Here is a 25,779-nt window from a genome sequence, read left to right as displayed (position 1 = left end):
GTCGAGGGCGGCCGCGGTGAGCTCCTCCTCGGCGTAGGTGAGCGCGCCGGGCAGCAGCGCCGCCCACTCGACGCCGCGGTACGGGCGGCCCGCGGCGCCGAGGGGGTGCTCGGCGTTGTGGCAGTGCGCGGCCAGCACGGCCCCGCCGTCGCCGGCGAGGGCGGCGGCGCGGTCGAGCACGTCGCCCGGGTCGTCGAGGAAGTACAGCGCGTCGTGGCAGGAGACCCACGCGTCGCCCTCGGGCGCCAGCGGCCACGGCGCCCGCAGGTCGGCGCAGACCAGGCGGGTGTCCCCGGGTGGCAGCACGAATCGCCGGGCCAGCCAGAGCTTGGCGAAGACGATGTCGACGCCGGTCGCCCGCGTGGCGCCCGGGGCGAGCGCGAGGCGGCGCAGGAGGTGCCCCGCGCCGCAGGCGAGGTCGACCACCGGGCGTCCCGCGGGCGGGTGGGTGGCGACGAGCGCGGTGACCGCGAGCCCCGACGGGTCGTGGTCGCGGTGCAGGAAGTAGTCACCGACCCGGCCGAGGCCGAGGGCGGTGACCGCGTCGCGCAGCGTCGTGGCCTCGTCCGCCGCCGCGTCGTAGGCGGCGGCGAGGGCGTCGGGCGGGGGTGGCGCCTCGTCCCACCAGTCGTCGTTGTCGGCCAGCAGCACCGCGGCGGCGTCGCCGACGCGGCCGTCGTCCAGGGCCTCGAGGGCCTTCCCGACGATCTCCTCGCGCCCCACCCGCAGGTAGGGCACGTCGTCGAGGACCGGCCACCGTCGCTCGCCGTCGGTGAGCGAGTGCGGGGTGTCCGTGGAGAGCGGCCTCCGGGACACCGGGTCGAGGAGGGTCACAGCAGGCCCGCCGTGGTGAGGACGGCGTCGTGGTAGGCCGAGACCGGGGACACGTGCACGAGCTCGAGGTCGACCAGCGCGTCGCGGGCGACGAATGCGGCCGCCCGGGCGTGGTGGTGGACCTGCAGCACGCGGTCGAGCACGTCGGCCGCGTGGAAGGCCCGCCCGAGCGGGGTGTCGGCGTCGGCCCGGGCGCCGAGCAGGGCCCGGACCCGCTTCGCGAGCGCCGTCGGCAGGGACTCGAGCTCGTGCTCGGTCAGCCGCTCCAGCATCGGCCCGAGGTGCTCGCCGAGCAGGATCTCCCCGGCGAACCCGGCGTCGGGCATGGCCACGTTGTGCAGGTGGTGGGCCAGCCCCAGCAGGAACGCCTCGCCGGGGTCGGCGTCGACCGCCCCGGCCAGCAGCGCGCCGTAGACCGCGACCGCCCAGCAGTGCTCGCCGTGGTCCTCCGGCGGTTCGACGATCAGCCGGGCCCGGCCGGGCGCGGTGGCGCCGGCCCGCGGCTGGTCGACGAGCGTCGCGGCGAACGCCGGCGCCGACCCCGTGTCCTCGGTGGGGTCGGGCGCCGCCGTCAGGCGCTTGCGCAGGTCGTCGGGCAGCGGGGCGCCGACCTCGTCGATCGCGCGGGTCCGCACGGCGCGGGCCTCGTCGGCGGGGAGGCCCGCGTCGCGCAGGACGGTCGCGTCGAGGCCGGCGAGCCGCGCCCCGGCGACCGCGGCCGCGCACTCCGCGTCGGCCACCGCCGTCGGGTCCTCCCCGGCGACGAGCGCCGACCAGGCCCGCAGGAAGGCGTGGTCGGCGATCGAGCCGGGGCGGCCCGCGACGTGGACCCGCTTGAGGTCACCGATCTCGCGGAACAGCCCGACGAGCCCGCCGAGACCGTCCGGGGCCTCCGGTGCCCCGGCTCCGGCGGGGGTGCTCACCGGGCGAGCCACTCGCGCAGCACCTGCTCCTGCCGGTAGAGGGCGTGCTCCGGCGCGGAGCCGTCGCGCGTGATCGGGGCCTTGAAGAAGAAGCCGAGCTGCTCCTGCGCGCCGCCCTCGCCGCGGCGGGCGGCCTCGTCGGACAGGCGGACGAGCTCGAGCACCAGCGGCGCCGCCAGGATCGAGTCGCGGCACAGGAAGTCGACCTTGATCTGCATGCGCTGCCCGAGGAAGCCGGTCAGGTCGATGTTGTCCCAGGCCTCCTTCTCGTCCCCGCGCGGGCGGTAGTAGTCGATCCGGACGACGTGGTCCTCGACCGGGTAGCCCAGGCACGAGTCGAGAACGGTGCCCTTGGTCTGCAGCTTGCTCGACAGCGAGTCGGCGTCGTCGAGGATCTGGCCGTCGCGGTTGCCCAGGATGTTGGTGGAGTACCAGCCGTCGACGTGCAGGGCGCGCGAGCGGAACGCGGGCGCCAGGACCGTCTTCATCATCGTCTGGCCGGTCTTGCCGTCCTTGCCCGACACCGGAACGTCGCGCTGCAGGGCGAGCTCGAGCAGGGCCGGGATGTCGGCCGACGCGCTCGGCGTGAAGTTCACGTACGGGCAGTCGGACAGGATCGCGGCGTAGGCGTAGACCATGCTCGGGCTGATCACCGGGTCGTCCGCGTCGACCGCGGCGGCGAACGCCTCGGGCGTCTGCAGCGACGGCAGCGTCAGGTCGGGCCAGCGCTCGGTGGAGGCCAGGTTCACGACGACCACGCGGTCGAGGTCGTGCTCGATGCGGAAGCGCTCGAGGTCGGCGCGGACGTGGTCGACCCGCCCGCGGACCGAGGACACCGGGATCACGTTGGCGCCGCGGGCGTTGCGGCAGTACTCGGGGTCGGCGACGGCCGGCCACGGGCTGACCGCGGCGAGCCCCGCGCCCGCCGCCTCGACCACGCGCGGCTCCAGCACCCCGTGCAGGTGCGCCGCCTTCGCCAGGTCGTCCCCGTCGAGGTCCCACCCGCCGAAGACGAGCGAGGTGTAGGGCACGAGCGACGTCACGTCCGCGAGCGGGAGCCCCTCGGTCCCACAGGCCCCCACCTTGAGCAGCTCCACCCCCGCGATGGCGGTGGTGGCGACCGCGCCACCGACTCCGATGACGGCCACCCCGACCTTGCGCTGCTCGTCCGACACCCGATGTCCTCCTCGTTGCTGACCCACCCGGAGGAATCCGGGTGTTCGACGCGTCCGCCGCCGCGCGGCCGGACCGTCGGCGGGACGACCCGCCAGCACCGGGGAGCCCCTCGCCGCGGGGACGTGAAACGTCGCCCCCGGGCGGGTAGCCAGGCCGGTGCAGCTCCTCGTCCTCGGCGGCGGCGCCTTCCTGGGCCGCCACGCCGTCACCGCCGCCCTCGACGCCGGTCACGACGTCACCGTCTTCTCGCGGGGCGGGTCCGCCCCCGTCGACGGGGTGGCGGTGCTCACCGGCGACCGCCAGGGCGACCTCTCCGCCCTGCACGGCCGCGAGTTCGACGCCGTGCTCGACACGTTCTCCGATCCCGACGCCGTCGCCGCGACGGCGGGGCTGCTGTCCGGGGCGGTCGGGGCCTACGGCTACGTCTCGGGGATGAGCGTCTACCACCCCGCGGGGCCGCGGATCCCGGGCGCCGGCGACCCGGTGCGACGCGAGGGCGAGGCCGCCGACGACGACCCGCTCCAGGAGCGGTCGCTCGCGAAGCTCGGCGCCGAGGCGGCCGTGGCCGAGCACTTCTCCGGCCCCGCCCCGGTGTTCCGCGTGGGGGTGATGGTGGGCCCGCACGACCCCAGCGACCGGTTCACCTGGTGGCCCGTCCGCCTCGCCCGCGCGCTGGCCAGGGACGCCGACCGCACGGTGCTCGCCCCGGGCGACCCCGCCCGTGTCGTGCAGTACAGCGACGCCCGCGACATCGCCGCCTTCGCGGTCGACGTGCTCGCCCGCCGCGCCGAGGGCGTGTTCGACACCGTCGGGCCCGGCCGGGCCCAGCCGCTGTCGGCGGTCCTCGACGCCTGCCTGCGCGCGGCCGGGGGCTCGGTCGGCGACGTCGAGTGGGCCTGGGCCGGGGAGCGGTACCTGCGCGAGGGCCTGCGCGACGTCGAGGAGGAGGCCCGCCCCCTGTGGTTCCCCGAGGACCAGATCCCGCAGGACGCGATCGACTCGTCGGCGGCGATCGCGGAGGGGCTGCGGTTCCGGCCGGCGGAGGACACCGCCCGCGACGTGCTCGCGTGGCTGCGCGACGAGGGGCGCACCGAGCTCGCGGCCGGATTCGACCCGGAGTTCGAACGGGCCCTGGTCGCCGGACGGTGAGCGCCCCGTGCCCGCTCAGCGGGCGGTGCGGCAGGGGGCTCCCCAGATGCCCAGCGAGGCCGCCCGCGCCGACGCCTCCTCCCGGGCGAACACCTGCCCGTAGGTGAAGGACCGCGAGGTGTCCCAGCGGGTGATGCCCTCCAGGAGCGCGAGGTCGGTGTAGTTCTGCTGGGTGCCGAGCACCACGTAGGCGAACCGCCGCCCGGCGGCGTCGGTCTCGGGTCCGACCGGCTCCGGGACGAGCGTGACGCGCCGGCCGAGCAGCGTGTCGCGCGCGAAGGCCGTGGCCGTGTCGGCCCCGCACGGGGCCGGGCGCGCCGGGTCGCCGGTGCCCTGCGGGGCGAGCCCGAGCACCGCGACCTCCACGCTCCGGCCGTCGACCAGCACGGTGATCGTGGCGCCGTCGGCCACGCCCGCGACGTCCCCGGCCAGGGTCGCCCGGGACGGGAGCGGCGGGGGTCCTGCCGGAGCCCCACCCGCCGGGGCGAGCAGCAGCCCGGCGCCGAGGCCGACGGCGAAGGCGATCAGCACCAGCCCGACGACGAGGGTGCGGCGCCACCGGATCTGCCGGGTCCGGCCGGTCGCTGCCGGGGCCGGGTCGGGTGTGCGGTCGTCGGGCGCCGGGGCCGGGACGGACTCCCTCGCGGCGTCACCGTCGTCCTCGGGCGCGCGCCGGGCCGCCGGGGGCTCGTCCGCCGGGTCGCGGCGGCGCGCCGTCACCGTCCGGGCCAGCGCCGCCGAGCGCTCGCGCTGCGCGACGTCGGTCCACCCCTGCCGCCCCGCCCCGGGGTCGGTGTCCCCCGCCTCGCGATCGGTGTCCTCGTCCTCGCGGGCGTCCTCGCCGTAGAGGTCGTCGTGCGCCCGGATGATCCGGTGCTGCCGGGGTCCGCGACGCGGCAGCGGGATGCTGCCGCGGACCTCGTCGTGCGTGTCGACGTCGTCGTCCATCCAGTCCATCCACCCCGGCACGAGCCCGCCCCGGGCCCCGGGCGTGGGTGACCCGGTTCCTCCCGCCCCATGTGGACCGTGCCGAAGTTGCGCTGCTTGCCCGAGCGCCGCCGCTCCCCCCGGCCCAGCCGCTGCCCCGAGCGGCTCAACCGCCGGCTTCCGCGGGCCGGTCCAGGGCCCGGACGAGCTGCGGGGCGAGCGGTCCGCCCTCCACCACGACGTCGTCGAGCCCGAGCCAGGCCGCCATGTCGCGCAGGGCGCCGGCCAGCTCGCCGGCCACCCGGTCGGTGTCGGCGCCGCGGACGGCGCACTCGGGCTCGGCGAACGCGCCCGGCACCCGCAGCACCCCCGCGGCCCGGTCGGTCTTGAGGTCGACGCGGCCGACGAGCTGCCCGTCGAGCAGGAACGGGAAGACGTAGTACCCGTGGGTGCGCTGCTCGGCCGGGGTGTAGATGCCGATGCGGTAGGTGAAGTCGAAGATCCGCTCGGTGCGCGGCCGGAACCAGATCAGCGGGTCGAACGGCGCGAGCAGCGCCCGCCCGGTGATCCGCCGCGGCACGCGCGTGCCGGGGAGGCGGTAGGCCGGGGCGCCCCAGCCGTCGACCTCGACCGGCTCCAGCTCCCCCGCGTCGACGAGCTCGCGCACCGCGACCCGGCTCTCGGCCGGCGGCAGCCGGTAGTGGTCGCGCAGGTCGGGCTCCGTGGCGACGCCGTGGGCCGCGGCCGCCCGCAGCGTGAGCTCGCGCATCGACTCCGCCCGGTCGGGCTCGCGGGCCAGCACGTCGGGCGGGACGACGTCCTCGGTCACCGCGTAGGCGCGCCGGAAGCCGCGGCGCGTCCCCGTGGTGAGGACCCCGGTGGCGAACAGGTGCTCGCAGGCGACCTTGACGTCGGAGCGGTGCCACCAGCCGCCGTGGGCCCGGGCGCGGCGCTCGCCGCCGTCGCCCAGCACCGCCTCGACCTCCCGGGCCTCGAGGGGCCCGTGCGCGGCGACGGCGGCGTGCACGGCGTCGAGGATGTCGGGCCGGTGGTCCATCGCGTTGCCGAGCCACCGGCTGGAGCGCGCGGTGTTGTCGCGCATCCGCCAGCGCAGCAGCGGCCAGTCCTCCACCGGGATGAGGCTCGCCTCGTGCGCCCAGAACTCGACGAACGCCCGCCGGCGCCGGTCGGCCGCGTCCTGCGGCCAGGCGAGCGCGTCGAGGACGTCCCGGTCGTACGCCCCGAGGCGCGCGAACACCGGGGCGTAGTGCGCCCGGACGGCGACGTTCACCGAGTCGAGCTGCAGCAGCCCCAGGTGCCGCACGAGCCGCCGGAGCGCCCCGCGGTCGGGCGCGCCGGGCCGGGGCGGCGCGTCGAGGCCCTGCGCTCCCAGGACGGCCCGCCGCGCGGCCGCCGCGCCCATCCGCTCCGGTGCTCCCGCCACGGCGGTGATGGTGCCAGCCACCCCCGACGACGACGGGAATCGAGGGGCTCGCACCGGCGTTGACCAGGGAGAACAGTGTGAAGGAGAGCCCATGATCGGTGATCGTGTCGAGATCGTCGTGGACGCCGGTGGCACCACGCGGACCTGGGACGTGACGGCGACCCGCGCGGGTCGTCGGGTGGAGGTGGCGCACGGGCGCGGCGTCGTCGAGGTGAGCGAGGTGACCCGCGGCGGCACCCCCGTGCGCACCGCGCGGTTCATGTCCTCCCGGGTGCTGGCGCTCGTCGAGCACCCCGCGTCGGCCACGGTCCGCCTGGCCGACGACGAGTCGCCCGTCCTGCCCCTCCCGCGTCCGGCCTAGCGCCCGCGGCCCGCCCGGTCAGGCCAGGAGCGGCGCGAGCCGGCGGGCGACCTCGCCCGCCCGGCTGACCGCCACCAGGTGCACGCCGTCGACCACCCCGGCGGCGCGCAGTGCCAGCACGTGCTCGCAGGCGGCGTCGACGCCGGCGTCGGCATCGTCGTGCAGGGCGTCGAGCAGGCCCTCGGGGAGCTCGAGCTCGGGGATCGCGCGGGCGACGCCGTCGGCCATCCTCGGGCCCGTCGCCACCATCACCCCGGCCCGCACCGGGACGTCCACCCCTGCCTCCTCGCGCCACCGCTCGACGGCGCCCACCGAGAACGACGGCGGCAGCCACAGCGTGTCGGCCGAGCGCTTCCAGCGCGCCAACGGCTTCCCCAGCGGGGCGACGAGCCCGATCCGCAGGTCGACGTCGTGCTCGTCGGCGAGCGCGCGGGCCTCGTCGAGCATGGCGCGCACGCCGAGCGGCCCGTCCTCCGCGGCGTCGTCGGGCGGGTCGCCGCGCAGCAGCAGCACCTCCCGCACGCCGAGCGCGAGCAGCCCGAGCAGGTCGCGGCGCAGCCCGAGCCGGTTGCGGTCGCGGGCGTTCAGCACCGCCGTCACCCGCGCCCCCGCCTCGCGGGCCACCGCGGTGACGGCGACGCCCGAGACCGCCGCCCGCCCCGTCGGGTTGTCCGGGGCGAGGACGTGGTCGGTCAGAGGGGCGAGCGCGGCCACCTGGCGGCGCACCGGGTCGAGGTCGGGGCGGTGCGGGACGTCGATCTCCGCGACCACCCCGAAGCCGCTCACTCGACCTCGGTGAGCGTGCCCGCGTCGACGTCGTAGACGAACCCGCGCACCCCGTCGGTGTGCAGCAGGAACGGGCACGAGCGGACGGCGGCGAGCGACTCGCGCACGTCCTGCTCGGTGTCGCCGAAGGCGCCCGGGGCCCAGCCGGGCCGCTGTCCGCACTCCTGCTCGAGCTCGCCGACGAAGTCGTCGTCGGAGAACGTCGCCATCCCGCACTTCGTGTGGTGGACGAGCACGATCTCGGTCGTGTTCAGCTTGCGCTGGCTGATCGTCAGCGACCGCAGCACGTCGTCGGTGATCACCCCGCCCGCGTTGCGGATGACGTGCGCCTCGCCCTGCCCGAGGCCCAGCGCGCGCCAGACGTCGAGGCGGGCGTCCATGCAGGCCACGACCGCGACGTGGCGCGAGGGCGGGCCGGGCAGCCCACCGTCGTCGAAGGACGAGGCGAAGGTGGAGTTCGCGGCGAGCAGTTCGTCGGTGACGGACAACGGCGCTCCCTGGGTGTCGGCGTGGGTGTCGACGGTGATCCTTCCCGACGTCCGGTTCTCCCGGTGTGGGGGCGTGACGGCCGTGACAGCCGCCTAGGATCCGTCGGCATGGCGATCGCCCACGTCCGCCCGGCCACCCCCGACGACGCCGCCGCCGTCACGGCCGTGCAGCGCGAGGTCTGGACCGGGGCCTGGGCGTCCTTCCTGCCCGCCGGGCTGACCGAGGGGTTCGACGACGAGGCGGTCGCCGCCGCGTGGGCGCGGTCGGTCGCGGGCCTCGTCGTGGCCACCGAGGGGACGGCGGTCGTCGGGTTCGCGCTCGCCGGGCCGGCGGCCCCCGAGGACACCGCGGACGCCGTCGGGTCGGTGCCCGACGACGCCGGCTCGGTCGGCCTCGTCGCCACCCTGCTGGTCTCGCCGCGGTGGGGCCGGCGCGGGCACGGCGGGCGGCTGCTCGTGTCGACGGCCGCGGCCCTGCGCGAGGGCGGGGCCATCCGGGGGATCACCTGGGTGCCCGAGCGCGACGCGGCGTCGCGGGCCTTCTACTCGCGGGCCGGGTGGGCGCCCGACGGTACGGTGCGCACCCTCGACGCGGGTGGGCGTCCGCTGCGCGAGGTCCGCCTGGGCGGGCCGCTCGACCTCGAGTTCGCCCCGGAGCCGACGGCGGCCGACCTGGGTCTCCCGCTGCTCTGATCGGCGGTACCCGTGGTGGAGCGAGCGGCACTCTTGCTCACATAGAAGCAGCGGGAGTGCCGTTCGCTCCTAATCGAGGTCCAGGACCGACTCGAGACCCACGGTGAGGCCGGGGCGCGAGGCGACCGAGCGCACCGCCAGCAGCACGCCGGGCATGAACGAGGCGCGGTCGAGCGAGTCGTGGCGAATGACCAGGGTCTCCCCCGCCGTCCCGAGCATGACCTGCTGGTGGGCGACCAGGCCCGCCATGCGCACCGCGTGGACGTGCACCCCGTCGACGACGGCGCCGCGGGCGTGGTCGGGGTCGTGCGTGGTGGCGTCGGGACCCGGTCCGAGCCCGGCGTCGGCCCGCGCCTCGGCGATCATCTGCGCGGTGCGGTACGCCGTGCCCGAGGGGGCGTCGGCCTTGTTCGGGTGGTGCAGCTCGACGATCTCCACGGACTCGAAGTAGCGCGCCGCCTGGGCCGCGAAGCGCATGGAGAGCACCGCGCCGATCCCGAAGTTCGGCACCACCATCACGCCGAGCTCGGGCTTGGGCTCGAGCCAGCCGCGGATGGTGTCGAGCAGCGCGGAGTCGATGCCGCTGGTCCCGACGACGCAGTGGATGTTCTGGTCGATGCAGAACCGGATGTTGTCGGCCACCGTCGAGGGGTGGGTGAAGTCGACGGCGACCTGGGTGTCGGCGTCGGCGAGGGAGAACAGCCAGTCGCCCTCGTCGACCATCGCCACCAGGTCGAGATCCTCGGTGCCCTCGACCGCACGGCACACCTCGGTGCCCATGCGGCCCCGGGCGCCGAGCACGCCGACCCGGACTGGTTCGACCGCGGTCATCCGGCTACCTCACGCAACTCGTCGGGGAGATCGTCGGCGTCAGCGTAGGGCCCGACGACCGCCGCGGTCACCGGCGTGTCGAACAGGTCCGCGGCCAGGTCGGCGACGTCGGCCGAGGTGACCGCGTCGACCCGGGCGAGCGCCTCGGTGAGGTCGAGCGGCAGACGCGCGCCCTCGAGCTCGCGACGGCCCAGCCAGCTCATCCGGCTGGGCGTGTCCTCGAGCCCCAGGACGTACTCGCCGCGGAGCTGGCCGCGCGAACGGACCAGCTCGTCGTCGGTGACACCATGGCGGGCGAGTTCGGCGAGCTGGGTGCGCAGGACGCCGGCCGCGGTGCCGAGCCGGTCGGGCGCGCACCCCACGTACACGTTGAGCACGCCGAGGTCGGAGTAGCCGGTGGCCGCCGAGTACACGGAGTAGGCCAGGCCGCGGCTCTCCCGGATCTCCTGGAACAGCCGCGAGCTGGTGCCGCCGCCGAGCACGGTGGAGAGCACCAGCTGGGCCTCCCACCGCGGGTCGCCGCGGCGCAGGGAGGGCACGCCGAGCATCACGTGGGCCTGCTCGGTGTCCTCGTCGCGCACCGCGAGGCGCTGCGCGGGGGTCGGCACGACGACGGCCGTGTCCGGCCGGACCCACCCGTCGTCGATCCCCCCGGTGAGCCGGTCGCCGAACGCCTCGACCACGGCCTCGAGCACGCTCGCGTGCGTGACGTTCCCGGCGACCGCGAGGACCGAGCGCGACGGCACGTAGTGGGCCGCGTGGAACCGGGCGATGACGTCGCGGGACATCTCCGTGACCGACTCCTCCGAGCCGACCACCGGCCCGGCGAGGGGGTGCTCGCCCAGCAGGAGGTCGTCGAAGTCGTCGGCGAGGAGGTCCTCGGGATCCTCGTCACGGCCCGCGATCTCGGAGAGGACGACGTCGCGCTCGAGCTCGACGTCCTCGGCCGCCATGACGCCGTTGAGGACCACGTCGCACACGACGTCGACCGCGAGGGCCACGTCGGTGTCGAGGACGTGGGCGTAGAAGCAGGTCTGCTCCTTGGTGGTGAACGCATTGAGGTCACCACCGACCGCGTCGAGCTCCTCGGCGATCCGTCGCGCCGAGCGCCGCGCGGTGCCCTTGAACAGCAGGTGCTCGAGGAAGTGCGCGGCTCCCCGCGACGAGGGGTCGAAGCCCTGCTCGTCGCGCGAGCCGACGTCGACCCAGAGGCCGACGGCGGCCGACCGGGCCCCGGGGACGTGCTCGGTGACCACCCGCAGGCCCCCGGGCAGCACGGTCCGTGCCACGCCGGGGGCCGGGTGGTCGGTGACCGCGAGCCCGGAGTACGCGAGGGAGGTCAGGAGCGGTCTCCGCCGATGGCACCGCTGACGGCGCCCGTGGAGGCGTCCTCGGCGGGCTGGGCGCCCGCGCCCTCGGCGCCGACCCCCACGCCCTCGGGGGTCCCGGCACCGTTCGAGTCGGCGTCGGCCGGGGCCGCCGCGGCGGCGTCCTCCTCCTTGACGGGCAGGAGGCTGATCTTGCCGCGGTTGTCGATGTCGGTGATCTCGACGCGGATCTTGTCGCCGACGTTCACGACGTCCTCGACCTTGCCGATGCGCTTGCCGCCGCCCAGCTTCGAGATGTGGACGAGGCCGTCACGGCCGGGCACCAGCGAGACGAACGCGCCGAAGGCGGCCGTCTTGACGACGGTGCCGAGGTAGCGCTCGCCGATCTTCGGCATCTGCGGGTTGGCGATGGCGTTGATCATGTCGACCGCGGCCTGGGCGCTGGGCCCGTCCGCCGCACCGACGTAGATCGTGCCGTCGTCCTCGATCGAGATGTCGGCGCCGGTCTGCTCCGTGATCGAGTTGATCATCTTGCCCTTCGGGCCGATGACCTCGCCGATCTTGTCGGTGGGGACCTTCACCGTGGTGATGCGCGGCGCGAACTCGCTCATCTCGTCGGGCGTGTCGATGGCCTCGGCCATGACGTCGAGGATCGCGAGCCGGGCACCGCGGGCCTGGGTGAGCGCCTTGGCGAGCACCTCGGAGGGGATGCCGTCGAGCTTGGTGTCGAGCTGCAGGGCCGTCACGAAGTCCTTCGTGCCGGCGACCTTGAAGTCCATGTCGCCGAACGCGTCCTCCGCGCCGAGGATGTCGGTGAGGGCCACGAAGGTCTCGGTGCCGTCGACCTCGCCGGACACGAGGCCCATCGCGATGCCCGCGACCGGCGCCTTCAGCGGCACACCGGCGTTGAGCAGCGACATCGTCGAGGCGCAGACCGAGCCCATCGACGTCGAGCCGTTGGAGCCCAGCGCCTCGGAGACCTGGCGGATCGCGTAGGGGAACTCCTCGCGCGTCGGCAGGACCGGCATGAGGGCGCGCTCGGCGAGCGCGCCGTGGCCGATCTCGCGGCGCTTGGGCGAGCCCACGCGGCCGGTCTCGCCGGTGGAGAACGGCGGGAAGTTGTAGTGGTGCATGTACCGCTTGGTGGTCTCCGGGCCGAGCGAGTCGATGTTCTGCTCGAGCCGGAGCATGTTCAGCGTGGTGACGCCCAGGATCTGGGTCTCGCCGCGCTCGAAGAGCGCCGAGCCGTGCGCCCGCGGGATGACCTCGACCTCGGCGGCCAGCGGCCGGATGTCGGTGACGCCGCGGCCGTCGATGCGGAAGCCCTCGGTGAGGATCTTGCGGCGCACCGTCGACTTGGTCAGCGAGCGGAACGCCTCGCCGATCTCCTTCTCGCGACCCTCGAACTTCGGGGCCAGCTCGGAGACCAGGCGCTCCTTGACGGCGTCCTGCGCCTCGTCGCGGTCCTGCTTGCCGGGGATGGCCATCGCGCGGTCGAGGTCGTCGCCCGCCGCGGAGGTCACGGCGTCGAGGACGTCGGACTGGTAGGGCGGGAAGGTCGGGTAGTCCTTCGTCGTGGTGCCCAGCGAGGTGTAGAGGTTCTTCTGCGCCTCGCACAGCGTGCGCAGGAACGGCTTCGCGGCCTCGAGACCGGCGGCGACGACCTCCTCGGTCGGCGCCTGGGCGCCGTCCGCGACGAGCTGGATCGTCCGCTCGGTGGCCTCGGCCTCGACCATGGAGATCGCGACGTCGGAGCCGTCGGCGGTGAGCGAGCCGGCGATCACCATGTCGAACACGGCGCCCTCGAGCTGCTCCCACGTGGGGAACGCGACCCACTGGCCGTTGATCAGGGCCATGCGGGTGGCGCCGACGGGGCCGTCGAAGGGCAGGCCCGAGATCTGCGTGGACGCGGACGCGGCGTTGATCGCGAGCACGTCGTAGGGGTCCTGCGGGTTGAGGCTCTGGACCGTGATGACGACCTGGACCTCGTTGCGCAGGTTCGACGTGAACGTCGGACGCAGGGGGCGGTCGATCAGCCGGCAGGTGAGGATCGCGTCGGTCGACGGGCGGCCCTCGCGGCGGAAGAACGAGCCGGGGATGCGCCCGACCGCGTACATCCGCTCCTCGACGTCCACGGTGAGCGGGAAGAAGTCGAAGTTGTCCTTCGGGCGCTTCGACGCGGTGGTCGCCGAGAGGAGCATCGTCTCCTCGTCGAGGTAGGCGACGACGGCGCCGGCGGCCTGGCGGGCGAGGCGGCCGGACTCGAAGCGGATCGTGCGGGTGCCGTAGGCGCCGTTGTCGAGGACGGCGGTGGTCTCGTGGACCCCGGTCTCGGTGTCGACGACGGCCGGTGTGGCGGAGTTCGCCATGGGTGGGGATCCTCCTGGATTCCGCTGGCCCCGCGCTCCCCGGCCGTCCACCGACGTGACCGGTCTTCGATCGAAGCCCCCGGAGACGGTGTTCCGGGGGCCACTACCGAGGACCGGGCCGGGTCGGGGCGACGCGGTGGCGGGGCTCGTGTTCAGGTGTGGGTGGTGCCGACGGGCCGCCCGCGTCGGGTGACGCGGGCGGCCCGGGTGTCAGCGGCGCAGGCCGAGACGCTCGATGAGCGAGCGGTAGCGCGAGACGTCGACCGAGGCCACGTACTTCAGCAGCCGGCGACGCCGTCCCACCAGCAGCAGGAGGCCGCGGCGGGAGTGGTGGTCGTGCTTGTGCATCTTCAGGTGCTCGGTGAGCTGGACGATCCGCTTGGTCAGCAGCGCCACCTGGGCCTCGGGCGAACCCGTGTCGGTGGTGTGCACTCCGTACTCGGAGAGGATGTCCTTCTTCTGCTCGGTGGTCAGTGCCACGTCGGTGGTGCTCCTCGGTGTTCGGGGACTGCCCGTGCCGACGGCCCTCGTGGCCGCCCGCCCGGTACCGTGTGTCGATCCCGACGACGGCCTCGCGGCCGGTGTCGGGCGTCCGGCCGCCACGGACCGCAGCCGGATCACTGCCGAGTCTACCGACCGGGTCCGACAGCCTCGCCCCCGCCCACCAGCGGGAACCGCTCCAACACCCGGTGGGGCACCCCGCTCGCCACCAGCACGACCTCCCCGGGGGTCCACGACGGCCCATGACGACCCTCCAGTCCGGCGGGCACCGCACCCGGCCGTTCCCGCGCCCGGCAGACCGTGAGGTGCGCGACGTGCCCGGCCGGGTCCTCGCCGACCGCGGCCAGCAGCCCCGACCAGCGCCGCGCATCGTCGGGAAGGACGGGAAGGACCCCGAGCCACAGCACCGTGCCGAAGATCCCGGCCCCCTCGAGGCGCAGCGTCGGGGCGGGCAGGCCCGCCACCCGGGGACGCAGGGTGTCCGCGAGCTCCCCGGCGTCCGCGTCGGCGTGGAAGCGCAGCGTGACGTGCCGGCGCTCCGGGGCCACCGGGCGCCACGGCGAGCCCGGCCCGACCGCGGCGGCGACCGCGCGGTCCACGGCGCAGTTCACGGCCTCGTCGGGAAGGACCGCGACGAAGCAGCGGGTCACTCGAGGAGCTTGCGGGTGTTCGCGACGTCGCCGTCCATCGCGACGATCAGCTCCTCGACCGAGTCGAAGCGCTCCATCCCGCGGACCCGGCCGACGAAGTCGACCCCCACCCGCTGACCGTAGAAGTCCTCGCTGTGGTCGAGGACGAACGCCTCGACGGTGCGGACCTGCCCGGAGAAGGTGGGGTTGGTGCCCACCGAGACCGCGGTCGGCAGCCGTTCCTCGACCCCGCCCTCGCGGGTGCGGACGAACCAGCCCGCGTAGACCCCGTCGGCCGGGACGGCGGCGTGGGCGGTGACGGCGACGTTGGCGGTCGGGTAGCCGAGCTCGCGGCCCCGCTGGTCGCCCTTGACCACCACGCCCTCGACGCGGTGCGGGCGCCCGAGGGCCACGGCGGCGCCGGCGACGTCCCCGGCCGCCACCGCGCTGCGGATGTAGGTGGAGGAGAAGGTGACCGGCGGCCCGCCCCCGCCGTCGGGCCCGACGCCCTCGGCGACGAGGTCGAGCCCGATCGCCTCGAACCCGAACCGCTGCCCGAGGCGCTGCAGCTCGGTCACGTCCCCGGCGGCCTTGTAGCCGTAGGTGAAGTTCCGCCCGACGACGACCGCGGAGGCGTGCAGGCGGTCGACCAGCAGCTCGTGCACGAACTCGTCGGGCGCCACGCGGGCGAAGTCGGTGGTGAACGGCAGCACCCAGAACGCGTCGACGCCCAGCCCCGCGACGAGGTCGGCCCGGCGGGCCAGGGTGGTCAGCTGCGCCGGGTGCGAGCCGGGGCGCAGGACCTCGCTGGGGTGCGGGTCGAAGGTGATCAGGGTGGTCGGCAGGCCTCCGAGCTCCCGGGCCCGGTCGACCGCGCGGCCGATCAGCTGCTGGTGGCCCCGGTGGACCCCGTCGAAGACCCCGATGGTCACCACGCAGCGACCCCAGCCCGGGGGGACGCCGTCACGTCCGCGCCAGCGTTGCACGTGCCTCGGGCCTCCGGGGTGCCTTGTCGATCCGACGGCGTCAGCGTACGGGCGGGCGTCGCGCGGGACCGTGCGGGCGGGCGGGCGTCACCCGGCGACCGGCCCCACGCCTACGCCGGGGCGAGCACCAGGACCGGGCGCGCGCGCCCGTCGGAGTCGGCGACGAGGCCGACCACGTGGCCGTCGGGCCCGAACACCGCCGTGGTGCCGGGCACCCCCGAGGCCGGCAGCGGCCGCCCGTGCGCGAGGTCGTCGGCCCCGGCGGCGTCGACGTCCCGGCGCGGGAACGCGGTGTCGGTCGCGGCGTCGAGGTCGAGCGAGAGGCTCGCGCGCCCCGCGTCGCCCTCCGCCTCGCCCACCAGGGTCTCGACCGTGCGCGCGTGGGCGAGGGTGAACGGGCCGACCCGCGTCCGGCGCAGCGCGGTGAGGTGCCCGCCGACGCCGAGACCGGCCCCCAGGTCGCGGGCCAGCGCCCGGACGTACGTGCCCGACGAGCAGTCGACGACGACGTCGAGGTCGAGCACGGCGCCCTCCCGGCGGCGGTCGACCACGTCGAAGCGGCCGACGCGCACGGGGCGGGCCGCCAGCTCGACCTCCTCCCCCGCGCGGACCCGCTCGTAGGCGCGCCGCCCGTCGACCTTGATCGCCGACACGGTGCTCGGCACCTGGGAGATGTCGCCGGTGAGCGCGGCCACCCCGGCGTCGATCGCGGCGTCGGTGACCCCACCCGCATCGGCCGCGGAGAGCTCCTCGCCCTCCGCGTCGTCGGTGGTGGTCGCGACGCCCAGCCGGATCGTGGCGAGGTAGGTCTTGGTGTCGAGCGCGAGGTGGCCGAGCAGCTTGGTCGCCCGCTCGATCCCGAGCACCAGCACCCCGGTGGCCATCGGGTCGAGCGTGCCCGCGTGGCCGACCTTGCGGGTGCCGACGAGGCCGCGGGCCTTCCCGACGACGTCGTGCGACGTCCAGCCCGCGGGCTTGTCGACGACGAGGAGGCCGGGCGGGGGCGCGGGACGGCGGGCTCTACCGGGGTTCATCGCCCCGGATCATCCCCCGCCCGTCCCCCGGGACGTCACGGGTGCCCGTGACACGCTCCCGGGCCGGGTGGGCGCCGCCCCGGGCGACGGTCGGACCATGACGGACGACGACCGCACCCGGACCGTGACCACCGCTCCCCACCCGGCGCCCGGACATCCACCCCGCCGCCGGCCCTGGTGGGTGCGCCGGTGGCCGACCGCCCTGGCGGTGCTGATGTCCGCGCTCACGGCCGGGGGCGGGACCGTGGACGCCCTGGCCCCGCCGCTGGTCCTGCTCCCCACCGCGTACGTGGTGGTGGCGGCGCTCGGCCGGCCCCGGGCGACGTGGCCGGTGGTCGTCCTCGGCACGGTCGGCTTCGTGCTGGTCGGGGTGTTGGGCGCGGTCGATCCCCGCACGGTGGTGCTGGTGGCGGCGACCGCGGTGCTCGGCGCGGGCCTCGTCCGCCACCGGCACCCCGCCGGCCGGCGCACGATGCTCGTCCAGGGCGCGGGCCTGCTGGTCTTCGGGGCCGTCGCGGTCCTCGTCACCACGCTGCCGCCGGAGATCGGGGTCTGGCCGCTCGCGGCGGCGTGGTTCGCGCACGGGGTCTGGGACCTCGTGCACCTGCGGCGGCGCACGGTCGTCTCGCCGACCTTCGCAGAGTGGTGCGCGGTCGTCGACGTCCTCGTGGCTGTCCAGCTGGTGCTGTTCGCGGCATGCTCGGCCCCGTGAGCGCGAGCGGCCGGGTACGCGCCGTCGTCCTCGTCGTCCTGCTGGGGGACGTGGCCGGCGCCACCGCGCTCGTCGCATCCCTCGTGGCGCCGCGGACCCCGGCGGGGACGGTGGCGGTCGTCGCGGTGCTCGCGGTGCACACGGCGGTCCACGCGCTGGGGCTGCGCGCCGCCGTGACGCCCTGGGTCGAGGACCGGGCGCGCGGGGCGTGGGCGGTGGCGCTGCTCCTCGTCACCGCCGCCGCGTGGCCGGTGCTCGTGGCCGCGGCGGGCCCGGGCGACGAGCCGTGGGCGTGGCTGGCCGGCTTCTCCGTCGGCGCGCTGGCGGTGCTGCGCCCCCCGGTCGCGGCCCTCGGTGCCCTCGGGGTGGTGGTCGCCGCGCTCGCCGGGCCCGGCGACCCGCGGGACGGCCTCGTCTTCGCGGCCGTCGCCGCGCTCGCGTCGGGCGCGCTGATGGCCGTCGTCGTGTGGATGTTCGGGGTGCTGCGGCGGGCCGAGGAGGGACGCGAGGCGCAGGCCCGTCTGGCGGTCGCGGAGGAACGGCTGCGGATGTCGCGCGACCTCCACGACGTGCTGTCCCACCGGCTCGGGGTCCTCGCGCTGCGCGCCGAGCTCGCCGGCGACCACGAGAGCCAGGAGCTCGCCTCCCGGACCCTCGCCGAGGTGCGCACCACCGTGCACGGGTACGGCACGGTCGACCTCGCCGAGCAGCTGACCGGGGCCGAGCTGGTCCTGGGCTCGGCCGGGATCGACGTCACCGTCCGGTCCACGTCGCCCCCGGTGTCGGCGGCGGCCTCGCAGCTGCTGGCCGCCGCGGTGCGCGAGGGTGTGACGAACGTGCTGCGCCACAGCCGGGCTCGACGGTGTCGCGTGGTGCTCGAGGACGACGGCCCGGGCGTGCACCTCACGATCGCCAACGACGGGGTCGGCCCGGCGCCGTCGGGACCCACCGGGACCGGGCTGGCGGGGCTGGCCGAGCGCGCCCGGCTCCTGGGGGCGCGGGTACGGGCCGAGCGCGACGAGGAGGAGTTCCGGTTGACCGTCGAGCTGGCCCCGTGACCGCCGAGCCGGCCCCGTGACCGTCCGGGTGGTCCTCGGGGAGGACGAGGAGCTGATCCGCGAGGCGCTCGTGGGCCTGCTCGCCCGCGAGGACGACCTCGAGGTGGTCGCCGCCGCGGGCGACGGCCGGCGCACGGTCGAGGCCGCCCTCGCCCACCGCCCCGACGTGGTGGTGGTCGACCTGCAGATGCCCGTCCTCGACGGCCTCGGCGTCGTCGAGGAGCTGGCGCGGGCGTTGCCGAGCTGCCGGGTGGTGGTCCTGACCGGCCACGGTCGGCCGGCGGTGCTGCGGCAGGCGCTCGCGTCCGGGGCGCGGGGGTTCCTGGCCAAGGGCGCCCCGGGCACCGCGCTCGCCGACGTCGTCCGCCGGGTCCACGACGGCGGCCGCTACGTCGACCCGGTACTCGCCGCCGACGCCCTCACGGTCCCGCCCTCGCCCCTGACCCCGCGCGAGACCGAGGTCCTGGCGGCCGCCGGCGAGGACCGGCCCGTGCGGGAGGTGGCCCGCCGGCTCCGGCTCTCGCCGGGGACGGTGCGCAACCACCTCTCCGCGGCGGCCGGCAAATTGGGGGTGCACGGCCGGACCCCCGCCTACCGCGCCGCCCGCGACCAGGGGTGGGTCTAGCCGGTCATGTGTCCCGCCGCGGGGGCCCGCCGGGCGACACGGCCCCGAAGGGGATCGACACGGCCGGGACGCGCGGCGGCGCCGGGACGTCGCCCGGCCCGTGCGACCAGACCGGCAGCACCGCCAGCCAGCGACCCTCGTCGTCGGGACCCTCGGCGGGCGGCTGCCACGGCACCGCCAGCCGCCCGGTGGTGACGGCCGTGGCCGGGTCGCCGGTCCAGACGAGCACGACGTGCCGGAGCCCGGCCTCGTCGTCGGGGGCCCGGCGCGGGGCCGGCAGGCCCTCGAACGCGAGCTGCCCGCCCTCCGGGGCGTAGCCCCACCCGTTCTCGACCGCCGCGGCCGTGCGCAGCTCGCCCTCCCAGCGCAGCGTGGCGAAGTCGGGCGAGCTGCCCGCGCGCGGCGGGGCCTTCATCAGGTGGAGCACCACCTGCTCGTGGGTGAGCGTGAGCGAGTTCCACGGCGCGCGGATGGCCACGCCACGGTCGACCCACTCCCCCGCGGCCGCGAGCAGCCGCGACCGCAGGTTCTCCGAGGAGGTGATCCCGAGGGTCATGGCCGTGTCGCCCGCGACCCCCGGGTCGTGCCGCGCGACGTTGCGCTCCCACACGGCCGCGACGGCGTCCTCGAGCAGGGCGAGCACCCCCAGCGCCCGCCACCGCTCCCGGACCTCGTCCACCCACGCCGACGCCCCGGCATCACCCGTCATGCCCCCGATGGGAGCACGACCCCCCGACAGTGTTGATCCCGTCGGCCCCGGGTCAGACCTTCGGGCCGCCCGCGACGTAGATGACCTGGCCGGAGACGTACCCGGCCGACTCGCCGACGAAGAAGGCGACCATGTTCGCGATGTCCTCGGGCACGCCGACGCGCTGCACGGGGATCTCCTTGGCCCGCGCGGCCTGCCACTCCTCCCAGTCCTGCCCGAGCCGCTCCGCGGTCGCCCGCGTCATCTCCGAGGCGATGAAGCCGGGGGCCACGCAGTTCGCGGTGATGCCGAACCGGCCCAGCTCGATGGCCAGCGTCTTGGTGAACCCCTGCAGGCCGGCCTTGGCCGCCGAGTAGTTCACCTGGCCGCGGTTGCCCAGCGCCGAGGTGGAGGAGAGGTTCACGATGCGGCCCCACTGGGCGGCGACCATGTGGCCCTGGCAGGCCTTGGTCATGAGGAACGAGCCGCGCAGGTGCACGTTCATGACCGAGTCCCAGTCGGTCTCGCTCATCTTGAACAGCAGGTTGTCGCGCGTGATCCCGGCGTTGTTGATCAGCACCGTGGGCGGGCCCAGCTCGGCGACGATCCGCTCGACGGCGGCGTCGACCGCCGCGGCGTCGGCGACGTCGGCCCCGACCGCGATCGCGCGCCCGCCGGCCTCGGTGATCGCGTCCGCGGTGCCCTTCGCGGCGCTCTCCTCGAGGTCGATCACCGCGACGGCCATCCCGTCGGCGGCCAGGCGCAGCGCGGTCGCGGCACCGAGCCCGCGGGCGGCCCCGGTGACGACGGCGACGCGGGAGCTGGGGGCGGTCATGTCGGGCGAACCTCCTGGGATACCGGCGGGTAGACGCTCACCATCCTGCACCTCACGCCGGACCGGTCACCATCCAGCCGTCCCCGCGGGCGCGCAGCCCCACCCCGACAGCGCGCCCGAGCATGAACAGCGAGAGGCCCGCCCACACCCCGGCGAGACCCCAGCCGAACGCCAGCGACGCCCAGATCACGGGGAGGAAGCCGAACAGCGCGCAGGCCAGCGTCAGGCGGCCGAGGAAGGCGGCGTCCGCGGCGCCGAGGAGGACCCCGTCGAGGGCGAACACGAACCCGGCGACCGGCTGGAGCGCGACGAAGAACCACCACGCGGCGGGGATCGTCGCGAGCACCGCGGCGTCGGGGGTGAACACCCGCGGCAGCACGCCCGCCAGGGCCGCGAACACCACCCCGGCGGCGGTCCCGAGCACGATCCCGTAGCCGGTCACCCGCGTCGTCACCGCCCGGACCGACCCCGCCGCCGACGCGCCGAGCGCCGCCCCGACGAGCTGCTGGGCCGCGATCGCGAGCGAGTCGAGCACCGTCGCCATGAACGTCCAGAGCTGCAGCACCACCTGGTGCGCGGCGACCGAGGGCGCCCCGAAGCGCGCGCACACCGCGGTCGCGGACAGGAAGCAGGCCTGGAAGGCGAGGCTGCGCAGCAGCAGGTCGCGGCCGAGGCCGAGCTGGGCCCGGAGGTCGTCGGGAACGGGGCGCAGCGGCACCCCCAGCCGCACCGCCTCGCGGACCAGCGCCCCCACGAACAGCGCGAGCACGATCGACTGCGCCCCGACGTTCGCGATCGCGGAGCCCTGCAGCCCGAGCCCGGTCCCGTGCACCAGGATCGGGCAGGCGACCGCCGACGCCCCGTTGCCGGCCAGCACGACGACCACGGGGGCGCGCGTGGACTGCACGCCGCGCATCCAGCCGTTGCCGGCCATCGCGACGAGGATGCCGGGCGCGCCCCAGAGCGCGATCCGCATCCAGGACACGGCCTCGTCGGCCAGCAGGCCGCCGTCGCCGAGGGCCTCGGCCACCGGCCGCGCGACCACCTGCCCGACGACGATCACCGCGACCCCGGCGAGCAGGGCCAGCCACGTCGCGGCGACCCCCTCGGCGATCGCCCGGTCCCGGCGGCCGGCGCCGAACGCCCGGGCGGCGCGGGCGGTGGTGCCGTAGGCGAGGAAGGTGCCCAGCGACGACACCTGGGCGAGCACCACGGCCCCGACGGCGAGCGCGCCGAGCGGCAGCGCCCCGAGGCGCCCCACGACGGCGGTGTCGACGAGCAGGTAGAGCGGCTCGGCGACCAGGACGACCAGGGCCGCGGCGGAGAGCGAGAGGACGCGGCCGGGCCCCGCGTCGAGCGGGGTGCTCCCGGGAGGAGTGGTCACAGCAGGGGGGCCGACGCGAGGGCCTGCCGGACCTCCTCCACCACGTCCGCCACCCGGCCGTCCGCGGTGAAGCCGGACGCGGAGTAGTGCCCGCCGCCGCCCATCGTCGCGGCGGCCGCGGCCACGTCGAGCCCGCCCTTGGAGCGCAGGTTGGCCCGCCAGCGGGCGGGCCCGACCTGCTTGAGCACCATCGCCACCTCGGCCTCGGCGGTGGTCCGCAGCACGTCGATGATGCTCTCGACCTCCTCCTGCCGGCCGCCCTCGATGTGCTCGGACCCGGCGCAGGCCCACACGAGGCCGAGACCGCGGGCCTCGTCGGGCTCCAGGGTCGCGGTGGAGAGCACCGCCGAGAGCATCCCGAGCCACGAGAACGGGTGGGTGTCGAGCAGCGGGCGCGTGACGGCCTCGGCGTCGACGCCCGCCACCAGCAGCCGGGCCGCCATGTCATGGGTCCTCGCCGAGGCGGCGCGGAAGTTGCGGGTGTCGGTGACGAGGCCCGCGTAGAGGCAGCGCGCGATGGCGAGGTCGAGCGGGGCGCCGAGCGCGTCGAGCAGCCCCAGGACGATCACCGCGGTCGCCTCGGCCGTGGGCTCGACGAGGAAGTGGGTGCCGAAGCCGCCGTTGGACACGTGGTGGTCGACGACGAGGGTCGCGCCCGCGGCGTCGACCCGCGAGGCCAGCGGGCCGAGCCGGTCGACGCTGCCGGTGTCGAGCACGACGAGCAGCTCGGGCGCCTCGGGCACGGCCGAGACCGGCACGACGAGGCCGTCGGCGTCGAGGGCGCGCAGCGACTCCGCCGGGCGGTCCGGGGCGCCGAACGAGACGTGGACGCCCGTGCCGCGGCGGTGCAGCGCGAGGCCGAGGGCCAGGGCGCTGCCGAGCGCGTCGGCGTCCGGGTTCACGTGCGCGAGGAGCACGACGTCGGAGGCCGCCGCGAGCATCGCGGCGGCCTCGTCGAGCGTGACCGCCCGCGGGGCCACTAGACCCGGTCCGACCGGGCGTCGGGCTCCTCGTCGGGCTCCTCGTCGTCGAGGAGGTCGTCCTCCTCCGCCGGCTTGCGGTAGGGGTCGGGCTCGCCCGCGAACGCCGCACCGGCGGCGATCGAGGCGACCTCCGCGTCGGCCGCGCGGGCCCCGGCGAGGAGCTCCTCCATCGCCGCGGCACCCTCGGGCACCGCGTCCATGACGAAGGTGATCGACGGGGTGTGGCGCACCCCGGTCTGCCGGCCGACGGCGGTGCGGACGACGCCCTTGGCGCTGTCGAGCGCCAGCGAGCTCGCCTGCCGGGCGTTGTCGTCGCCGTAGACGGTGTAGAAGACGGTGGCCTCGCGGAGGTCCCCCGTGAGGCGGGCGTCGGTGATCGTCACCATCGCGAGCCGCGGGTCCTTGACCTCGTGCTCCAGCGTCGACGCGGCGATCTGGATGATCCGCTTGGCGAGCCGGCGGGCCCGCGGTGCATCGGCCATCGGGGCGGCCTACCTCCTGCTGTGGGATCTACTCGTCGTGCGGTCCCAGCCACCGGGTCCGCGCGGAGAGCACCTGGAACTCCGGGTGGGAACTCACCAGGCGCTCGCAGTGGTCGAGGACCTCGGTGACGTGCCCCGCGTCCGCGGCCACCACCGCCACGCCGATGAGGGCGCGGCGGTGGAGGTCGAGGTGTCCGGCCTCGGCGACCGAGACCGCGTACTTGCGCTTCAGCTCGGCGACGACCGGGCGCACCACGGAGCGCTTCTCCTTGATGCTCCCGACGTCGCCGAGCAGCAGGTCGAGCTCGAGGGCGCCGACGAACATCCGTCAGCGCCCCCGACCGATCGTGACCGTCACTCGCGCGGCTTCTCCCGCATCTCGTAGGTCATGATCTTGTCGTCGACCTTGATGTCGTTGAACGACCCGAGCGTCAGACCGCACTCGTAGCCGTCGCGGACCTCGGTCGCGTCGTCCTTGAACCGCTTCAGGGAGTTGATCGTCAGGTTCTCGGCGATCACCGCTCCGTCGCGCACCAGGCGTGCCTTGGCGTTGCGGCGGATGATCCCCTCGGTCACCAGGCAACCCGCGATCGTGCCGATCCGCGAGGAGCGGAAGACGTCGCGGATTTCCGCGGTGCCGAGCTCGACCTCCTCGTAGATGGGCTTGAGCATGCCCTTGAGGGCCGCCTCGATCTCGTCGATCGCCTGGTAGATGACCGAGTAGTAGCGGATGTCGATGCCCTCGCGGTTGGCCAGCTCGGTGGCCTTGCCCTCCGCGCGGACGTTGAAGCCCATGACGATGACGTTGGACGCGATCGCGAGGTTGATGTCGCCCTCGGTGATCGCACCGACGCCACGGTGCAGCACGCGCAGCTGCACCTCCTCGCCGACGTCGATCTTCGTGAGTGCGTCCTCGAGAGCCTCGACGGTTCCCGAGTTGTCACCCTTGATGATCAGGTTGAGCTCGTTCGTCTCCTTCAGCGCGGCGTCGAGGTCCTCGAGCGAGATGCGCTTGCGGCGGCTGGCGAGCTCGGCGTTGCGCTCGCGGGCGCGGCGCCGGTCGGCGATCTGGCGGGCCACCCGGTCCTCGTCGACGACGAGGAAGGTGTCGCCCGCGCCGGGCACCGACGTGAAGCCGATGACCTGGACCGGGCGGGAGGGCAGCGCCTCCTTCACGTCCCCGCCGAACTCGTCGAGCATCCGGCGCACACGGCCGGAGGCGTCGCCGGCGACCACCGAGTCGCCGACGCGGAGCGTGCCGCGCTGGACGAGGACGGTGGCGACGGGGCCGCGGCCACGGTCGAGGTGGGCCTCGATCGCGACGCCCTGGGCCTCCATGTCGGGGTTGGCCCGCAGGTCGAGCGAGGCGTCCGCGGTGAGCAAAACGGCCTCGAGAAGCCCGTCGATGTTGATGTTCTCGCGTGCCGAGATGTCGACGAACATCGTGTCGCCGCCGAACTCCTCGGCGACCAGGCCGTACTCGGTGAGCTGCTGGCGGATCTTGGAGGGGTTGGCCCCCTCCTTGTCGATCTTGTTCACCGCGACCACGATCGGCACGTCGGCCGCCTGGGCGTGGTTGATCGCCTCCACCGTCTGCGGCATGACGCCGTCGTCGGCCGCCACCACGATCACCGCGATGTCCGTGGACTTCGCGCCACGGGCACGCATGGCGGTGAACGCCTCGTGACCCGGGGTGTCGATGAAGGTGATGGCCCGCTCGACACCCTCGAGCTCGGTGTCGACCTGGTAGGCGCCGATGTGCTGCGTGATGCCACCGGCCTCGCCCTCGGCGACCTTCGTCTTGCGGATCGTGTCCAGCAGACGCGTCTTCCCGTGGTCGACGTGACCCATGATCGTGACGACCGGGGGACGCGCCTCGAGGTCGTCGTCGTCACCGAAGTCGGAGCCGTAGGTGAGCGAGAACGACTCCAGCAGCTCGCGGTCCTCCTCCTCGGGGGACACGACCTGCACGTGGTAGTTCATCTCGCCGCCGAGCAGCTCGAGGATGTCGTCGGACACCGACTGGGTGGCCGTGACCATCTCGCCCAGGTGGAACAGCACCTGGACCAACGAGGCCGGGTTCGCGTCGATCTTCTCCGCGAAGTCGGTCAGCGACGCGCCGCGGGGCAGTCGGACGGTCTCGCCCTTGCCCTTCGGCAGGCGGACACCGCCGACCGACGGCGCCTGCATGTTGTCGAACTCCTGGCGCTTCTGGCGCTTGGACTTGCGACCACGACGGACCGGTCCTCCGGCGCGACCGAACGCACCGGCGGCGCCGCCGCCACGACCGCGGCCACCGCCGCCACCGGGACGACCGCGGAAACCGCCCGCGGGCGCACCGCCGCCGCCACCGGGGCCCTCGCCACCGGGACGGAAGCCACCGCCGCCGCCACCGGGACGGCCGCCGGGGCCACCACCGGGACGACCGCCGGGGCCACCGCCGGGACGACCGCCGGGGCCACCGCGACCGGGGGGAGCGGCCGGGCGGGCCGGCATCATGCCGGGGTTCGGGCGCGGGGGCATGTTGCCCGGGGTCGCGCCGCCCGTGCCGCC

The 25,779-nt window shown here is 75.4% G+C and carries 27 protein-coding genes; 6 read left to right on the top strand and 21 right to left on the bottom strand.

Annotated features, from left to right (window positions below):
- The 3 genes from ACFPBZ_RS28145 to ACFPBZ_RS28135 all read right to left on the bottom strand — a co-directional run.
- The coding region (locus tag ACFPBZ_RS28145) for a class I SAM-dependent methyltransferase (protein WP_378039424.1) at positions 1-834 on the bottom strand (834 nt) is incomplete at its 3' end.
- Positions 831-1,757: an HD domain-containing protein gene (locus ACFPBZ_RS28140; protein WP_378039423.1), complete on the bottom strand. Its 927-nt coding sequence runs from the start codon at positions 1,755-1,757 to the stop codon at positions 831-833. The genes ACFPBZ_RS28145 and ACFPBZ_RS28140, both read right to left, overlap by 4 nt.
- Positions 1,754-2,932, bottom strand: a complete 1,179-nt coding sequence (locus tag ACFPBZ_RS28135) for an inositol-3-phosphate synthase (protein ID WP_378039422.1) — start codon at positions 2,930-2,932, stop codon at positions 1,754-1,756. The genes ACFPBZ_RS28140 and ACFPBZ_RS28135 overlap by 4 nt, the downstream gene beginning before the upstream one ends.
- Before the next feature lie 157 nt (positions 2,933-3,089).
- Here ACFPBZ_RS28135 and ACFPBZ_RS28130 point away from each other — a divergent pair, with 157 nt between their 5' ends.
- A complete protein-coding gene (locus ACFPBZ_RS28130) occupies positions 3,090-4,082 on the top strand; it encodes an NAD-dependent epimerase/dehydratase family protein (RefSeq protein WP_378039421.1) in 993 nt (330 codons plus the stop codon).
- Positions 4,083-4,097: 15 nt separating this feature from the next.
- Here ACFPBZ_RS28130 and ACFPBZ_RS28125 read toward each other — a convergent pair whose 3' ends face one another.
- Together ACFPBZ_RS28125 and ACFPBZ_RS28120 are read right to left on the bottom strand one after the other, a co-directional pair.
- Entirely contained in the window at positions 4,098-5,030 is a 933-nt protein-coding gene (locus ACFPBZ_RS28125) for a thermonuclease family protein (RefSeq protein ID WP_378039420.1), read from the bottom strand.
- A 145-nt stretch (positions 5,031-5,175) separates the two neighbouring features.
- Entirely contained in the window at positions 5,176-6,432 is a 1,257-nt protein-coding gene (locus tag ACFPBZ_RS28120; protein ID WP_378039426.1) for a winged helix-turn-helix domain-containing protein, read from the bottom strand.
- 112 nt (positions 6,433-6,544) lie between these two features.
- Between ACFPBZ_RS28120 and ACFPBZ_RS28115 the strand changes: the two genes are divergently transcribed.
- Positions 6,545-6,814: a hypothetical protein gene (locus tag ACFPBZ_RS28115; RefSeq protein ID WP_378039419.1), complete on the top strand. Its 270-nt coding sequence runs from the start codon at positions 6,545-6,547 to the stop codon at positions 6,812-6,814.
- A gap of 18 nt (positions 6,815-6,832) precedes the next feature.
- Here the strand turns inward: ACFPBZ_RS28115 and ACFPBZ_RS28110 are convergent, their stop codons facing one another.
- A complete protein-coding gene (locus ACFPBZ_RS28110; RefSeq protein ID WP_378039418.1) occupies positions 6,833-7,600 on the bottom strand; it encodes a hypothetical protein in 768 nt (255 codons plus the stop codon).
- Positions 7,597-8,088: a beta-class carbonic anhydrase gene (locus ACFPBZ_RS28105; RefSeq protein WP_378039417.1), complete on the bottom strand. Its 492-nt coding sequence runs from the start codon at positions 8,086-8,088 to the stop codon at positions 7,597-7,599. The genes ACFPBZ_RS28110 and ACFPBZ_RS28105 overlap by 4 nt, the downstream gene beginning before the upstream one ends.
- Positions 8,089-8,196: 108 nt before the next feature.
- Between ACFPBZ_RS28105 and ACFPBZ_RS28100 the strand changes: the two genes are divergently transcribed.
- Complete coding sequence (locus ACFPBZ_RS28100) at positions 8,197-8,781, top strand: GNAT family N-acetyltransferase (protein WP_378039416.1); 585 nt, start codon at positions 8,197-8,199, stop codon at positions 8,779-8,781.
- Positions 8,782-8,850: 69 nt separating this feature from the next.
- On the opposite strand, the gene dapB is transcribed toward ACFPBZ_RS28100, so the two are convergent.
- The 7 genes from dapB to truB all read right to left on the bottom strand — a co-directional run bounded on the left by dapB (position 8,851) and on the right by truB (position 16,459).
- Positions 8,851-9,612, bottom strand: coding sequence for a 4-hydroxy-tetrahydrodipicolinate reductase (dapB, locus tag ACFPBZ_RS28095; RefSeq protein ID WP_378039415.1), 762 nt, complete (start codon positions 9,610-9,612; stop codon positions 8,851-8,853).
- On the bottom strand, positions 9,609-10,901 hold the full coding sequence (locus tag ACFPBZ_RS28090; RefSeq protein ID WP_378039414.1) for a M16 family metallopeptidase: 1,293 nt from the start codon (positions 10,899-10,901) through the stop codon (positions 9,609-9,611). Before ACFPBZ_RS28090 ends, dapB begins: the two co-directional genes overlap by 4 nt.
- A 50-nt stretch (positions 10,902-10,951) precedes the next feature.
- Positions 10,952-13,309 (bottom strand): polyribonucleotide nucleotidyltransferase, encoded by a 2,358-nt coding sequence (locus ACFPBZ_RS28085; RefSeq protein ID WP_378039413.1) that lies wholly within the window; start codon positions 13,307-13,309, stop codon positions 10,952-10,954.
- 210 nt (positions 13,310-13,519) lie between these two features.
- A complete protein-coding gene (rpsO, locus tag ACFPBZ_RS28080) occupies positions 13,520-13,789 on the bottom strand; it encodes a 30S ribosomal protein S15 (RefSeq protein ID WP_378039412.1) in 270 nt (89 codons plus the stop codon).
- A gap of 149 nt (positions 13,790-13,938) precedes the next feature.
- The gene (locus ACFPBZ_RS28075; RefSeq protein ID WP_378039411.1) at positions 13,939-14,460 is read right to left on the bottom strand and encodes a 2'-5' RNA ligase family protein; all 522 of its coding nucleotides are present in this window, start codon (positions 14,458-14,460) and stop codon (positions 13,939-13,941) included.
- Positions 14,457-15,425 (bottom strand): bifunctional riboflavin kinase/FAD synthetase, encoded by a 969-nt coding sequence (locus tag ACFPBZ_RS28070; protein WP_378039410.1) that lies wholly within the window; start codon positions 15,423-15,425, stop codon positions 14,457-14,459. Before ACFPBZ_RS28070 ends, ACFPBZ_RS28075 begins: the two co-directional genes overlap by 4 nt.
- A gap of 110 nt (positions 15,426-15,535) precedes the next feature.
- Positions 15,536-16,459 (bottom strand): tRNA pseudouridine(55) synthase TruB, encoded by a 924-nt coding sequence (gene truB, locus ACFPBZ_RS28065; protein ID WP_378039409.1) that lies wholly within the window; start codon positions 16,457-16,459, stop codon positions 15,536-15,538.
- Between the two features lie 97 nt (positions 16,460-16,556).
- Between truB and ACFPBZ_RS28060 the strand changes: the two genes are divergently transcribed.
- The 3 genes from ACFPBZ_RS28060 to ACFPBZ_RS28050 are packed head-to-tail and all read left to right on the top strand — an operon-like array spanning position 16,557 to position 18,854.
- Complete coding sequence (locus ACFPBZ_RS28060) at positions 16,557-17,171, top strand: hypothetical protein (protein ID WP_378039408.1); 615 nt, start codon at positions 16,557-16,559, stop codon at positions 17,169-17,171.
- Positions 17,168-18,229: a sensor histidine kinase gene (locus tag ACFPBZ_RS28055; RefSeq protein WP_378039407.1), complete on the top strand. Its 1,062-nt coding sequence runs from the start codon at positions 17,168-17,170 to the stop codon at positions 18,227-18,229. The genes ACFPBZ_RS28060 and ACFPBZ_RS28055 overlap by 4 nt, the downstream gene beginning before the upstream one ends.
- 16 nt (positions 18,230-18,245) lie before the next feature.
- Positions 18,246-18,854 carry a response regulator gene (locus tag ACFPBZ_RS28050; protein ID WP_378039406.1) on the top strand — a complete coding sequence of 203 codons (609 nt, stop codon included), beginning with the start codon at positions 18,246-18,248 and terminating at the stop codon, positions 18,852-18,854.
- A gap of 4 nt (positions 18,855-18,858) precedes the next feature.
- Here the strand turns inward: ACFPBZ_RS28050 and ACFPBZ_RS28045 are convergent, their stop codons facing one another.
- From ACFPBZ_RS28045 to infB, 7 genes are all read right to left on the bottom strand, one after another.
- Positions 18,859-19,563, bottom strand: a complete 705-nt coding sequence (locus ACFPBZ_RS28045) for a hypothetical protein (protein WP_378039405.1) — start codon at positions 19,561-19,563, stop codon at positions 18,859-18,861.
- A gap of 52 nt (positions 19,564-19,615) precedes the next feature.
- Positions 19,616-20,377 (bottom strand): 3-oxoacyl-ACP reductase FabG, encoded by a 762-nt coding sequence (gene fabG, locus ACFPBZ_RS28040; protein ID WP_378039404.1) that lies wholly within the window; start codon positions 20,375-20,377, stop codon positions 19,616-19,618.
- 52 nt (positions 20,378-20,429) lie between these two features.
- Positions 20,430-21,761, bottom strand: a complete 1,332-nt coding sequence (locus ACFPBZ_RS28035) for an MATE family efflux transporter (RefSeq protein WP_378039403.1) — start codon at positions 21,759-21,761, stop codon at positions 20,430-20,432.
- Positions 21,758-22,702 carry a DHH family phosphoesterase gene (locus ACFPBZ_RS28030; protein ID WP_378039425.1) on the bottom strand — a complete coding sequence of 315 codons (945 nt, stop codon included), beginning with the start codon at positions 22,700-22,702 and terminating at the stop codon, positions 21,758-21,760. The genes ACFPBZ_RS28035 and ACFPBZ_RS28030 overlap by 4 nt, the downstream gene beginning before the upstream one ends.
- Before the next feature lie 38 nt (positions 22,703-22,740).
- Complete coding sequence (gene rbfA, locus ACFPBZ_RS28025) at positions 22,741-23,226, bottom strand: 30S ribosome-binding factor RbfA (RefSeq protein WP_378039402.1); 486 nt, start codon at positions 23,224-23,226, stop codon at positions 22,741-22,743.
- A gap of 28 nt (positions 23,227-23,254) precedes the next feature.
- Positions 23,255-23,551, bottom strand: a complete 297-nt coding sequence (locus tag ACFPBZ_RS28020) for a DUF503 domain-containing protein (RefSeq protein ID WP_378039401.1) — start codon at positions 23,549-23,551, stop codon at positions 23,255-23,257.
- Between the two features lie 29 nt (positions 23,552-23,580).
- Positions 23,581-25,779 (bottom strand): translation initiation factor IF-2 (infB, locus tag ACFPBZ_RS28015; RefSeq protein WP_378039400.1); only part of this gene is annotated, 2,199 nt, incomplete at its 5' end.

Source organism: Actinomycetospora atypica, from assembly GCF_042653685.1.
In the GTDB taxonomy this organism is placed as follows: domain Bacteria; phylum Actinomycetota; class Actinomycetes; order Mycobacteriales; family Pseudonocardiaceae; genus Actinomycetospora; species Actinomycetospora atypica.
Note: the sequence above shows the minus strand (reverse complement) of the source record. Positions and strands in the feature narration are given on the sequence as shown.